9 protein-coding genes and 1 tRNA gene are annotated in these 12,912 nt (G+C 63.6%); 3 read left to right on the forward strand and 7 right to left on the reverse strand.

Translation table 11 applies throughout. The features are described from left to right. The first annotated feature begins 514 nt into the window (after positions 1–514). Positions 515–928, forward strand: a complete 414-nt coding sequence (locus tag ACQK2L_RS30320) for a hypothetical protein (RefSeq protein WP_425400802.1) — start codon at positions 515–517, stop codon at positions 926–928. Here the strand turns inward: ACQK2L_RS30320 and ACQK2L_RS30325 are convergent. From ACQK2L_RS30325 to ACQK2L_RS30340, 4 genes are read right to left on the reverse strand one after another with little or no spacing between them, the layout of a single operon-like run. Continuing rightward, positions 925–1,731 (reverse strand): fumarylacetoacetate hydrolase family protein, encoded by an 807-nt coding sequence (locus ACQK2L_RS30325; protein ID WP_425400803.1) that lies wholly within the window; start codon positions 1,729–1,731, stop codon positions 925–927. The two genes, ACQK2L_RS30320 and ACQK2L_RS30325, sit on opposite strands and share 4 nt — an antisense overlap. A gap of 24 nt (positions 1,732–1,755) precedes the next feature. Further along, on the reverse strand, positions 1,756–3,426 hold the full coding sequence (locus ACQK2L_RS30330; protein ID WP_425400804.1) for a hydantoinase B/oxoprolinase family protein: 1,671 nt from the start codon (positions 3,424–3,426) through the stop codon (positions 1,756–1,758). A 30-nt stretch (positions 3,427–3,456) separates the two neighbouring features. Then, entirely contained in the window at positions 3,457–4,014 is a 558-nt protein-coding gene (locus ACQK2L_RS30335) for a hypothetical protein (protein ID WP_425400805.1), read from the reverse strand. Then, a complete protein-coding gene (locus tag ACQK2L_RS30340) occupies positions 3,975–5,480 on the reverse strand; it encodes a hydantoinase/oxoprolinase family protein (RefSeq protein WP_425400806.1) in 1,506 nt (501 codons plus the stop codon). The genes ACQK2L_RS30335 and ACQK2L_RS30340 overlap by 40 nt, the downstream gene beginning before the upstream one ends. Positions 5,481–5,541: 61 nt before the next feature. On the opposite strand from ACQK2L_RS30340, the gene ACQK2L_RS30345 reads away from it, so the two are divergent. Beyond that, a complete protein-coding gene (locus ACQK2L_RS30345) occupies positions 5,542–6,735 on the forward strand; it encodes a M20 family metallopeptidase (protein WP_425400807.1) in 1,194 nt (397 codons plus the stop codon). A 122-nt stretch (positions 6,736–6,857) separates the two neighbouring features. On the opposite strand, the gene ACQK2L_RS30350 is transcribed toward ACQK2L_RS30345, so the two are convergent. The 3 genes from ACQK2L_RS30350 to ACQK2L_RS30360 all read right to left on the reverse strand — a co-directional run bounded on the left by ACQK2L_RS30350 (position 6,858) and on the right by ACQK2L_RS30360 (position 8,598). Further along, positions 6,858–6,941, reverse strand: a tRNA-Leu gene (locus ACQK2L_RS30350). Between the two features lie 55 nt (positions 6,942–6,996). After that, the gene (locus tag ACQK2L_RS30355) at positions 6,997–7,323 is read right to left on the reverse strand and encodes a rhodanese-like domain-containing protein (protein WP_425400808.1); all 327 of its coding nucleotides are present in this window, start codon (positions 7,321–7,323) and stop codon (positions 6,997–6,999) included. Between the two features lie 84 nt (positions 7,324–7,407). Continuing rightward, positions 7,408–8,598: a DUF1559 domain-containing protein gene (locus ACQK2L_RS30360; RefSeq protein WP_425400809.1), complete on the reverse strand. Its 1,191-nt coding sequence runs from the start codon at positions 8,596–8,598 to the stop codon at positions 7,408–7,410. An 827-nt stretch (positions 8,599–9,425) separates the two neighbouring features. On the opposite strand from ACQK2L_RS30360, the gene ACQK2L_RS30365 reads away from it, so the two are divergent. Next, positions 9,426–12,851, forward strand: coding sequence for a PD-(D/E)XK nuclease family protein (locus tag ACQK2L_RS30365; protein ID WP_425400810.1), 3,426 nt, complete (start codon positions 9,426–9,428; stop codon positions 12,849–12,851). Positions 12,852–12,912: the final 61 nt, after the last annotated feature.

The raw sequence follows: 12,912 nt of genomic DNA on the forward strand, positions 1-12,912 counted from the left end.
ATAATGCTCGTCGTGTTGGCACGCGAACCGACATGGCGGGAAGCCAAGCTGTCGCGTGGGCACTTTAGCAGTTTCGGCTGCAAGCGGCCACAAATCCCAGTGTGTTACAAGGTTACCTCGTCCCATGTCGAAAATCAAGCACTTCGAACCGCGAAATTCGAGCCATGCGATAGCACTCCCGGTAAACCGTACCGGCAACGCCAAGGTTAACGGCCATGGCCAGCGCTGGAGTCGGTTTTTCGTCCTAGGCTTCCTACTTCTCGTCACTGCGTGTGGTTGCCAAAGTCCGCAGTACACCAACCGAGGGGCTGCTGCCGGTAGTCTCATCGGCAGGGGACGTTCGAAACCGGCACTACCGTTGCAACCTGCCCTCGGTGGAATTCAGCCAATTGAAATCCAGGGATCGGCTGGTGGTTTCCAATGTTCCGATAACCTAGGGTTACTTCAAAAGCCAGTCCTGCGCGCTCGCGCCAACCCAGCAAGAACATAAGCATCCACGAAGAGAATCCACATCATGCAGTTCGGAATGTACCTCTACCGAAACGGCATCGTCTCGGCCGAGCAGTTCGTCGAAGCCATAGCACTGCAGGACGAGTGCCGCATCCCTCTAGGCGTGCTGGCCATGGAGTCGGGTAAGCTGGCGGTGCGCGACGTACTCAGCATCCTCCGCGTGCAAAGCGACCTGCCGAACGATCGGTTTGGCGATATCGCTATTGATCTCGGCTTACTCACCAAGCAGGACGTAGCTGAACTATTGACGCTGCAATCCGATCGGCGCATGCCCATGGGCCTGTGCATGGTCGAATTGGGTTACATGACCGAAGAGCAAGCCGCCGAAGAGCTATCGAGCTACCGTCGCGAGCGCGAGCGAGGCGGAGCCTCGAAAAGCCAAGGCTGCCGACCAAGCACGGTGATACCGGCACCTTAGGCCGCTTCTTCCTCAACGGGGTTGGTGAGTTGACCAATCCCGTCGATCTCGATGGTTACCGTATCGCCGGGCTGTAAATAGACCGGCGGTTGGCGGGCAAACCCCACGCCGTGCGGCGTGCCGGTAAAGATCAACGTGCCGGGCAGTAGCCGTGTGCTGGAGCTGAGGAACTCGATCAGCGTCGGCACGTCGAAGATCATGTCGTCGGTGTTCCAATCCTGCATCACCTGATCGTTGAGCACCGTGCGAATCGCCAGGGCGTTGGGATTCGCGATCTCATCGGCGGTCACCAGCACCGGCCCCAACGGAGCGAACGTGTCGAACGTCTTACCGCGAACCCACTGCCCTCCACCACCATTGCGTTGCCAATCGCGAGCGCTCACGTCGTTTCCGCACGTGTATCCCAACACGTAATCGAGCGCTGAGTCGCGCGAGACGTTCTTGCACTCGCGACCGATCACCACAACGAGTTCGCACTCGTAGTCGACGCGATCGCTACGCAGCGTGCGAGGCAAGAGAATGGGATCGCCAGGATTCTGCACCGCGGCGGTCGACTTCATGAACACCACGGGATTGTCTGGAATACCCTTGCCACCTTCCTCGGCGTGCTTGGCGTAGTTGAGCCCGATGCAAAAGATGTCGCGCGGCACCAGCGGCGCCAGCCGCTTCGCCACGTCGGCCACTTCACGGGTGTCACGGAGCTCGCCAAGCAGTTGGCCATCCAACCGCGTCACCTTGCCATCGGAATGCTCGCACCCCAGCTGAACTTCGCCGGCGGGGTTGCTGTATCGCAGGATTCTCATCGTTGGTTGTCCTCTAGTGAAGCTCTATTGCCCTGTGCCATACACACTAGCAGCCCGATCCGGCGAGATCAGCCCCTCGGCGACTTCGGCTGCCAGGAGTTCTCGGTCGCGCTGTGCTGGGTCGCCCCAACCGCCGCCGCCTGGTGTTTCGATGCGGAGTCGTTCGCCGCGCTGGAGCGTGGTAACCACCTTGGTTGGCAACAGCTCGCGCGAGCCGTCCAAGCGGAGGATGTAGCACATCGCGCCAGCTGCGTGATGGTCGTTCTCGAGGCCCCAGGGCGTGAATCGGCGGCGGTCGGCGCCGATCGACACGGTGAGTCGCTCGGCGCAGCAACGCAGCTCGCGCACCAGCCCGCAGCCACCGCGATATCGGCCGGCCCCTTCGGTGTCGGGCAGCAGGGCGTACTCGGTTACGTCCAGCGGGTAAGTCTGCTCGATTACCTCGATCGGCGTGTTGAGCGTGTTCGTCAGGTGCGTGTGCACCGCGTCGCCGCCGTCGGCGTCGAACAGTGCGCCCTGCCCGCCAGCGAGCGTCTCGACGTAGTTGAAGTACTCGCCAGTGCGCAGGTCGATGCCGCCCAGGTTCACCAAGTTCATCTCGCCACTGCACGCCGCGCAAACTCGCTCGGGCGCGACTTGATAGAACGCGCCGAACAGCGCGTCGACCACGCGTTGGTCGGTCAGGATGTTGGCGTTGCCCACCGCCGCAGGGAACTTGGCCTGCAGGACCGAACCTTCGCGGACCTTCACCTTGAGCGGCCGATAAGCCCCCGCGGAGGTCGGCAGGTCGGGGTCGATCACCGCCTTGGCCGCGTAGTACAAGCAAGACGCGGCCGCCGACGCCCGGCAGTTGAGCGGTCCGCGAACCTGAGGACTGGATCGCGAGAAGTCGGCCACCAGTTCGTCGCCTTGAACCGTCAAGTCGACCGCAATGCGAACCGGCTCCTCGCTGAAGCCGTCGTCGTCAAGGAAGTCGTCGAACGAGTACACACCATCGGCCAGATGAGCGATGCCGTCGCGCATTACGCGTTCGGCGTGGTCGAGCACGTGCCGAGCGTACTGGAGGGCGACGTCGGTCGAGCTTAGCGCGCACAACTCGGCAACGCGCCGTTCGGCGGTTCGCCCGGCCGCGTACTGTGCTAACAGGTCGCCCCGCACTTCGTGCCGGGTGCGAGCGTTCTGGTCGATGATCCGCAAGATCACTTCGTCCGGCTGTCCGCTATGGAACACTGGCGTGGGCGGAATCTGCAGGCCTTCCTGGTAGATCTCTTCAACGCCCAGCGGCATACTGCCCGGCGCGTAGCCGCCCAGGTCGATGTGGTGCGCGGTGGTCGCCGCCACAGCCACGGGCCGACCATCGACGTAAACCGGCGACACCATCGAAACGTCGGGCAGGTGCCCTGGGCCTTCCGGGTAGGGCAGGTTCGTAATCACCGCGTCGCCTGGCTCGAGCGACTCCAGCGGGTACTCCGCCAGCACCGCGCGGATCACGGCCGGCAGGATGCCCAAGTGCAGCGGTGTGCCGACCTCGGCCTGGGCGACAATCTCGCCCGACGGCAAGGCCACCGCGGCCGAGCAGTCGCGGCGGTCCTTGATATTGGGTGAGTATGCGGTGCGGACCATCGCGGCGCACGCCTCTTCGGCAATGCTTCGCCAGCGATGACGCATCACTTCGAGTAGTACGGGATCATACATGCGAATGACCAGTTGGGATGAATCGTCGTCTCACGCTTGCGCCTTCACAGCGAGCACCATCTCGCCCGTCGGCAGTACCTCGCCCGACCAATTCGGCGGAACCACGGTCGTTGTATCGTCCTGCTCCACCACGGCAGGTCCTTCGACCGTGCTGCCGGCAAGCAAGTCTTCGCGGCTGTAGATCGCCGTGTCCATGGCCTTGCCGCCGAAGGCCACTTCGCGCGTTGCGCTGGGTTCAGGTAGCTGCATGCCCGTGGGCAGTTCGCCGCGCTCGATGTGCGGTGCACTGGCGCTGACGCTCAACCACAGACTGGCCAGCTGCACGGCGTGGCCGTCGCGGGCGAAGCCATAGAGCCGCTCGTGGGCAGCGGCAAAGCTCTGTGCGAGTTGCTCCTGGTTGTCGCTCTCCGGATCGAACTCCACGGTGATCTCTTCCGTTTGCCCCAGGTAGCGCAAGCCGAGCGACCAGGCGGCGCTGTGCTCGGTGTCGCAACCCAGGCTCGCGGCCGCGTCGCGCTGCATGTCGCGAAGCTGCGCGGCAACGTCGTTCAGGTCTGCTTCGGCCAGCAACTCGATCCTCGACTGCATGCGATCCTCGCGCAGGTCGCACGACAACAGTCCTCGGCCGAGAACACGCCAGGCGCGCGCGGCACCACCACGGTGCGGACTCCAAGCTCGTCGGCCAGCTCGGCCGCGTGCAGCGGACCGGCGCCGCCGTAGGCGCAGATGGCGTAGACGCGTGGGTCGATGCCCCGCTCGACGGTAATCTTGCGGATGGCGGCCGTCATCGACGCGTTCACCACACGCAGCACGCCGGCGGCCGCTTCGTCGATCGTCAAACCAAGTGGCTTAGCCAGGTGGGTTTCGAACGCGGTGCGCGACGCGGCCAAGTCGAGTTGCATTCCGCCCGCCAGGCGCGAGTCGCTCGTGAGCCTGCCAAGCACCAGGTTGGCGTCGGTCACCGTGGGAAGCTTGCCACCGCGACCATAACACGCGGGACCCGGCACCGCGCCGGCCGATTGCGGTCCGACGCGAAGCGCCCCTCCGGCGTCGACCCAAGCGATGCTGCCTCCGCCAGCGCCGATGGTCGCCAGATCGAGCATCGGCGTACGCAACGGATGGCCCGCGATCTCGGTGTCGCGCGCGTGGCTCTCCCGCCCGGCGGTCACCACGGCCACGTCGAAGCTGGTGCCACCCATGTCGGCGGCGATCAGGTTCTGGTGCGGCGTGCGGGTTGCCAAATCGACGCAGGCCATCACTCCGCCCGCCGGACCCGACAGCACGGTCTCCACGCACTTCTCGGCCACCGTCGCCGCCGGGCCGACGCCGCCAGAGGACTTCATCACCATCACGTCGGTGTGGACACCGCCGGCGTCGAGCCGCTGGGAGAGCCGCGTCAGGTACTCGTGCATCACCGGCTGCACGAAGGCGTTCACCACCGTGGTCGAAAGCCGCTCGAACTCACCTGGCACCGCTGCCATGGCGTGCGACATCGACACCCCGACGTTCGGCAGTCGCTCGGCGATGCGACGAGCGATCGCCAGTTCGTGCGCGGGATTCACGTGGCTGAACAACAAGCCCACCGCGACCGACTCGACACCGAGTTGCTCCAGTTGGTCGATCACCTGCTCGAGTTCTGCTACTTCGAGCGGAGTGCGGATCGCTCCCTCCGCATCGATTCGCTCGGTGACTTCCAGTCGCAGCTCCCGGGGGATGAGCGGCGTGGGCCGGCGGGCGCGGAGATCGTATAGTCGGGGGCGGTTCTGCCGGGCGATGGCCAAGAGGTCGCGAAAGCCGGCCGTGGTGACCAATGCGGTCCGCGCGCCGCGACGTTCCAATAGGGCATTGGTGGCCACGGTGGTGCCGTGTACCAGCCGCTCGACCGCCGTAACGCCGAGTTGCTCTAGCGCCTGCGCCACGCCGGTGGCGATGGCCTCTGAGGGATCCTCTCGCGTGCTGGGCACCTTCAGCCGCACCGACCGCCCCGTGGCGCAGTCGTCCGCCACCACGTCGGTGAACGTGCCTCCTGTGTCGACGCCAATGCGAACTGTCATAAGCTACCGAGATTCCCGCTGCCGTTGCGCTTTGCCTCACAACACGATACAATGCAGGGCCTTGATCCTCCAACCGCCCCTTGCCGCCGAGCCGATGATCGCCACCCCCGAAAGCTGCCAGGAACTGCTCGCCAAGATGGTGAGCTTCAACACTGTGGTGGCGTACCACTCGGGCATCGCGGAGGCGGAACGAGATCTATCCGACTACCTCACGGCTCTGGCGGCCGCCTGGGGCTATTCGACTCGCGAGCTTCCCATCGAGGGCGCCTGTGGCAACCTGCTCGTCGAGCACTTCGTCGACCCGAAGCTGCCCTGGCTGATGTTCGACGCCCACATGGACACCGTCGGGGTCGAGGGAATGACCATCGATCCCTTTGGCGGCGAGGTGCGAGATGGTCGGTTGTACGGCCGTGGTGCTTGCGACACCAAGGGCACCGGAGCCGCCATGCTATGGGCGCTGCGCGACTACGCGGCCGGCGGCGAGCAGCCCAACAACATTGCGATCTTGTTCTCGGTGGGCGAAGAGCACGTACAAACCGGCGCCAGGGCGTTTGTCGAGCAGCACTTGTCAATGCTCGAGTGGAAACCTGCAGGCGTGGTGGTGGGCGAGCCGACGCAGATGAACGTGCTGGGCGCGACCGGTGGCTTTGTCCGCTGGAAGATGTCCACGCACGGCCAGGCGTGCCACTCCAGCAAGCCCGACCGTGGTCACAACGCCATCTACGACATGGCCCGGCTGATCACCGTGCTCGAAGACCAGTACATCAGCGGTGTTCAGGCGACGCACCCGCTGGTTGGCAAGGCGTCGGCCGCGATTACCGTGATCACCGGTGGCAAGCAGGTGAACGTGGTGCCGGCCGAGGCGACCATCACGTTCGATCGCCGACTGGTGCCCGGCGAAGAAGGCCAGCGGGAACTCACCGCCGTGCAAACGCTTGCCGAGCAGGTGGCCAGCGCCCGGCCCGGCATGACCGTGACGCACCATCAGTTCGAGTCGGCCCCGCCCATGGATACCATCGACGACGGAGCACTGGCCGATCGTGCTCTGGCGGCGATTGCCAGCGTGGGCATCGAAAGCCACATCGCCGGCGAGCCGTTCACCACCAACGGAAATCACTTCGCAGGCGCCGGTCTGCCGACCATCGTGGTGGGCCCGGGCGACATCGCCCAGGCGCACACGCCCGACGAATGGATCGACCTCGAGCAACTAGCCCGCGGCGTCGAAGGCTACGCAGCCATCATGCGTAGCACTTGAGGGAACTACCTTCCTCAGTAGATCAAACGAATCTTTTCGCCTGGCGATCTCGATGCCATCCAGAAGTTCTGGTTGACCCTTGAGGATCGCCAGGCGAAAAGTTCGGCTTGACCAGATATGAGTACCGCCGAGAGGAGTCGAACCTCCACCCTCTTGCGAGGACATGGACCTGAACCATGCGCGTCTGCCAATTCCGCCACGGCGGTGTACTTCAAGCTCTACACCTTGCCAAATCGCCGGCGGATTGGCAAGGGGACCCAACTAGTACCGCGCCAACTCCGGGTCGATTTCCACGGCCCATTGGTCGATGCCGCCGGCCATGCTTTGGGTGCTGGTGAAACCCTGCCCACGGAGCCAGTTGGCCACTTGAGCGCTGCGGCCGCCGTGGTGGCAGTAGACCACCATGTGCTGCTGCTCGCGGCCTGTGAGTTCGCCGACGCGCGTTGTCAGTTCGCTCATCGGCAGCAGGGTCGCGCCGTCGATTCGCACCAGGTCCCACTCGTGTTGTTCGCGACAGTCCACCAACAGCGGAAGTTCGCCTGCGTCGAGCATCCGCTTAGTATCGGCCACCGAGATTTCGAGATTCATCGATTCCCCACTAACAAGAAAACCGCCGCAGCGCCTAGTGAGCGCTACGGCGGTGTGAACTACTTGATAATTGTTCCGTGAGAATCAGTTCTCAGGAATCACCTCACGACCAGCACGGGTCACTTGGTACAAGAGCGCATCGCCTTCGATGCCCTCTTCCACTGGAGTAGCATGGCCATCCAGATAACCACAGATCACCACACCCGAGTGGTTCGAGCTGGGGCCCCAATAGCGATACCCAGGCCCACCATGAGGGAACTTACCCGTGGGAATGTAATGTAGCGTTTGATCCGCGGCCTTATCGCTACCCCTATTCAGTGCGTGTGTTCCGCTGCCAGAACTGAGGGTCGAGACGTTATAGTACCACTTGCCGTTATTGGCGCCAGCAACATTGCTCCTGGTGGGGAGTAGATTATCTGGGTCAAACGGCCAGTCAGCCACAACGTAGCTGGCCACACCGCTGTACCACGCCGTGGCGTTTTGCTCGCGCGACTCGCAAATACCAATGGTGTTCGACAAACCATCGGAAACCGAGGCAAAGTTCAGGCCCTTCTTGGTCACATTGTTCGTGCCGATCGAACCGGGAAACACAAGCGAGCCGTTACCACAATACGCCTTGCTGTTGCAGTCGGTCGAGGTAACGCTGCCCGGAGCGCTAGTGGCCAGATGAACCGGACTGCTGGACGCTGGCTGCACTGCATAGTGCGTGGCCGCCATGGCGACGTAGTTACCGATTGCAGTATCCGAACCAATCAAATCAGAGGTCTCTTCGCCTGGGTAGCTGGGGCACATGGCCGTAGGAAGTGGGATCTTGTGGAAATTGGGAGCCGGGTTAACGGTTCCGCCTGGCGATTGCTGGCCCCCTCTAAACGCTGCCAACTGCAACTTGTTGGTAGCCTGGCCGAGCTGGTTGTAGATAGTGGTGCCTTCCATAAACGGCAAGCACTGCACCATCCAGCTGTAACCATCACCAGTCTGGCTTGGCAGCAACGTCCCGTTGACCTGAGTTGCACCTGCAGCACCGGCCAGTACCGAAGTCTGGTGAACCGGCGCGGTCGACGCCAGCGGCAGGTAGAGCTTGGTGTCGTGGTGGTTCTGCAGTGCCAGCAGAAGTTGCTTGTTGTTGTTCAAGCACGAGTTACGACGGGCCGCTTCGCGGGCGGCCTGCACAGCGGGTAGCAACAGGGCTACCAAGATGCCGATGATGGCAATCACCACCAGCAGCTCAACGAGCGTGAAACCACGCTCGCGTCGCACAACGAGTTGCGACTTCATAGTGAACCTCCTCATCTGAAATAAAAAAATAAATGAGAGATATAAGATCCAGCACCATCCGGGAGCTGGGTCCCTCACATGATTCGCACCCAGTGGGCACGATAATTCCGCCAAAATAAGGCTCGCCTGCCCGTTCCGGTCTTGCAGCGAGATTTCGATTCAGAAAAGAGGACGCCAATCAGAATCGAAACTGCTCCATGATAAGGACTTAGAGCCCATGCTGTCAATTAGTTGGATGCGCAAAGAATTGGCTGTTTTCCGTCATTTGCGGCAATTACACGCGTCGTACCGCATCGGCGAGCTCGGAGCTTGAACGACCGGATTGTTTGGTCGCTGGGTGACGAATTTTTGGTGGTTCACTCCGGTCGCTGACGCTCCCGGCTCGCCGGTTTTGGGCCAGTTTTGAGCATAAACGGACCATTGGCCCAAAACCCCAGCCGGATTGTCCCTCTTGGATTGCAGGAAAGCCTTGTTTTTACGAGTTGTTTTCAATTGCATTGGTCCAAAACCAACCACGTTGTTCCCCGCATGTTCAGCAGTTGGCCCAAAACTCACCCAGTCGGCCCAAAACCCAAGACTCCGATACAACCGCGCCGGCGAGCCGGAAGCGTCAGCGCCCGGAGCAAATCCGCGAAGGGCAAGCCAATGGATCACCTACTCACTTAACTCACCTACTCACCAAGGTTAGGGGCCCAACGTGACGCTGATTCACCGCCTCTCACCCCATATTTTCCCGCATCCGGTGTAAGATTCCTACCACCGCCGGCGCGAATATTGGAAACTTCGCACCTGCCGAGTGCATTGACTCGCAACACCTTACGGCGAGAATGGCGACAATCGGGCGATGGGTCGCCCGCGCCGCGAGTCGCCGCTTCGAGGCAAATGCATTGGACGCTCCCCAGCCTTCTCAATCGTTACTAACCGCCCTGGTTGGCCCGGCCGACTCAGGCAAGACGGCGCTCCTCGCCCAGCGGTTTGCCGAAGTCCTCAGCGAGTCGCGCCGCGACGGCGGAGTGCCGCGCGTGCTGTGGCTCTCGCCCCACCGCCTGGCGGCCGAGGCCACGCGCCGGCTGCTGGTCACCCACGGAGTCGACGCGGCGCTGGAGCCAGGCGTCCGCACGATGGGCCGCTTTGCCGAGTCGCTTGTTTCGCTCGACCACAAGTGTCCTGCCATCTTGCCTCCCACGGCAACGCGGTGGCTGCTCGAGCAGTCGCTTGCCCAACTGTCCGCCGACCGGAAGCTCTCCGTCATGGCGCAAGTGGCCGACCGGCCGGGCCTGGCCGACGCGATCGAGCAGATGATCGCGCAGCTCAAGACGCGCGGAATCACCTCCGAGCGATTTGCCACCTGGGCCACCCGACGCACCCAGCGCGACCGCGAGTTGGCGACGGTCTACACGCGGTACCAAGAGTTGCTCGACCAGCGCACGTCGGCCGACCACTTCGACGTCACCCGCTTGGCGGTCGAAAGCCTCACCCGCGACGCCAACTCGCACGGCTGGGACCTGGTGGTGGTCGATGGCTTTGCGAGCCTGGCGTACTACGAGCGGCAACTCGTGCTAGAGGTCACCCGTCGGTCGCGCGAAACGTGGTTTGCCCTGGCGACCGAAGATCCGTGCGGGCGCAGCGAACTCACCAGCGCTGCGCGACGAACCTTCGATTGGCTGCGGGCCGAGTGGGCCGAATTGAAGATCGAACACGTCCAGCCCCAACCACCCCAGCGGGCGGCGAGCATCACGCATCTGGCGAGCAAGGTTTTCACCCTGCCCGACGCGGAGAGCGCCGAGGAGGTCGACTCCGATGGCGTGGAGATCATCGCCGCGGCCGACGTGTACGACGAGACCGTGTCGCTCGCCCGGCGGGTGAAGTCGCTGCTGGTAGCCGGCGTGCCGGCCGCCGAAGTGGTGGTGGCCACCGCGTCGCTCGGCACGCATCGCCATCGCATCGAGGAGGTCTTCGCCACGTACGGCGTGCCCACATCGATCGCCTTGCCAACCCTGGTTGGCGACGAACCCGCCATGTGGACCCTGCTGAGCCTGCTGGAACTGGTGCACGAAGATTGGCCCTTCCGCGGAGTCGTGGCAACGCTCGGTACGCAAGGACTCACCGCACTCGAAGGCGAGCTGACCAGCGAGCGGTGGCGCACTTCGCGGGCGGCAACCGAGTGGCTGGTGCGCGAGCTGCAAGTCGCTGATGGCCGAGCAGATCTGCTGCGCGACGTCGAGCGGCTAGCAACCGCCGAACAGCAAGCCTTCGACCGCAACAAGGCAGCCCATTTGGCCCTGCCGATTCTTACCACGATTTCGGCCGCCACCGAAACGGTCCCCCGCCAGTCGTCGCCCAGCGGCTGGGTAGCCGCTTGCGAAACGATCGCCGAACAGCTTGGGCTGGAACTGGAGCCCCGAGACTCGGCCGCATGGCAGCAAATTCGCGAAGCGACCGCGTGGGTCGAGCGGACCGCCAAGCAATCTGACAAGGACAACACGCGGTGGTCGCTCGCCGAGTGGATCGCCCAACTGCGGCAGTGGATGGCTACGGTACCCAGCAGCACCGCGGTGCGCGACGAAGGCTGCGTGCGGGTGATGAGCGCCGCTGCGGTGCGTCACCTGGAGGTGCCGCATTTGTTCGTGATGGGCCTCGACGAAAGCTCGTTCTCGTCGGTATCGGGCTCCGGAGGACTTTACACCGAACAAGAATACGAAACCCTTGCAGCAGCCGACTCGCATGGCAACGCGGCCGAAGCCACGCCCACTTACGAACGGACGATGCAACTGTTCTACGACACGGTCCGCTCGGCCCGTCGTTCGTTGGTGTTCAGCTTCGCGGCGCTCGATGGTTCCGGCCAGTCGACGCCGCCCAGCCCGATGCTCACCGAAGCCTGCCGCCCGTTTGGTGCGACCATGCTGGCCAGGCTGGAGACCACTCCCACGATCACCGCGTTGCCGCCATCGGATCAGTTGCCCACGTCGCTGCGCGACTGGCGACTGCTGGGCGTGCACGAGGCCGCCGAGAAGAAGGCCGCCCTGCTGGGCAACTTCCTGCGGAGCCCGATGGCTGCCCCGGCGGGTGCGGCGCTGGCTGCGTCGCTGGCCGCGGCCCACCACCGAGCGCGGGGCGATTCGTTCGGCCCGATGGAAGGCATCCTCGCCAGCCCCCCCGCTCGCCGATGGCTGTCCGACCGCTTCGGCGACGACCACCAGTGGAGCACCAGCCAACTGGAAACCTACGCCACGTGCCCTTACAAATTCCTGCTGAATAACGTGCTGAAGGTCGCCCCTTTGGGCGACGTGGCGCTGGAGATCGACTACAGCCGCCGCGGCAGTTTATTGCATCAGGTGTTTGGCGAGTTGCACCAGCGGCTCGGCAAGCTGTCGGCCGAACGGCTTCCTTCGCAGCACGACGATGCGTCGTTCGAGACCGCTGTTAACGAGGCGGTGGAGGCAGCTCGATCGCAACTGGCCAGCTACGGCATCGATGGTGTGCTGGACGAGCTGTTGGCCACCGAGGTGGCCAAGTGGGCCACCAAGTACCACGACCAACATCGCAAGTACGATGAGCAGTCGCTACAGTTCGACGAGCCGCTCCGCCCAGCCCACTTCGAGCTTCGCTTTGGCAAGGCCAGCCGCCACGCGGACGACGAGGAGTCGCCCGACTCCACCGATCAGCCCTACGTGTTGGAGTTGGGCAACGGACTGGCCATCAAGCTTGGCGGGCGGATCGACCGCGTCGACACCGGGCTGGAGGCCGGCAAGCTGGTATTCCAGGTGATCGACTACAAGTCGGCCTCAAAGTTCACGATGCACGACGACGAGGTCCGCGACGGGCGCAAGCTGCAGCCGCCGCTCTACGCCCTGGCGGCCGCCCAACTGCTCAGCACCCCGGACCGCCCCGCCCTGCCGTTGCGGGTGGGCTACTGGGTGCTCCGCGCGGCTGGATTCTCCGACAACACCTCTCGCGAGCTGTACGAGATCGAAGCTGGCGACGTGCAGCCCACCGCCGACTGGAAGGAGCTGGAGCCGGTGCTCCGCGCTCGCGTGCGAGAGATCGTCGAGGGAGTCCGCCACGGCGACTTCCCCATGGTGAGCCCCGACGAGCATTGCACCAGCCACTGCGACTTCAGCCACGTCTGCCGCGTGCATCAGGCGAGGAGCTTGAACAAAGAGTGGCCACCGCCGGAAGAAGCCCAGGAAGCGGAACCGAGTCCTCCAGAAGAGCAAGAAAGTAGCTACCGTCGCCAGACGGTGGACGCGTAGTTAGCAACGTCACCAACATCCAATCGCCGGCGTAGTTCCTCCACGCTCTGGCGAGCGTAGC

The organism is Aeoliella sp., assembly GCF_965227375.1.
Lineage (GTDB): Bacteria > Planctomycetota > Planctomycetia > Pirellulales > Lacipirellulaceae > Aeoliella.

Coding starts and splice junctions, on each gene's coding strand:
- ACQK2L_RS30340 (WP_425400806.1), bottom strand. CDS start 5,480: ATGACAGTTCGCATTGGCGTCGACACAGGAGGCACGTTCACCGACGTG.
- ACQK2L_RS30365 (WP_425400810.1), top strand. CDS start 9,426: ATGGCGACAATCGGGCGATGGGTCGCCCGCGCCGCGAGTCGCCGCTTC.
- ACQK2L_RS30320 (WP_425400802.1), top strand. CDS start 515: ATGCAGTTCGGAATGTACCTCTACCGAAACGGCATCGTCTCGGCCGAG.
- ACQK2L_RS30325 (WP_425400803.1), bottom strand. CDS start 1,731: ATGAGAATCCTGCGATACAGCAACCCCGCCGGCGAAGTTCAGCTGGGG.
- ACQK2L_RS30355 (WP_425400808.1), bottom strand. CDS start 7,323: ATGAATCTCGAAATCTCGGTGGCCGATACTAAGCGGATGCTCGACGCA.
- ACQK2L_RS30360 (WP_425400809.1), bottom strand. CDS start 8,598: ATGAAGTCGCAACTCGTTGTGCGACGCGAGCGTGGTTTCACGCTCGTT.
- ACQK2L_RS30335 (WP_425400805.1), bottom strand. CDS start 4,014: ATGCAGTCGAGGATCGAGTTGCTGGCCGAAGCAGACCTGAACGACGTT.
- ACQK2L_RS30330 (WP_425400804.1), bottom strand. CDS start 3,426: ATGTATGATCCCGTACTACTCGAAGTGATGCGTCATCGCTGGCGAAGC.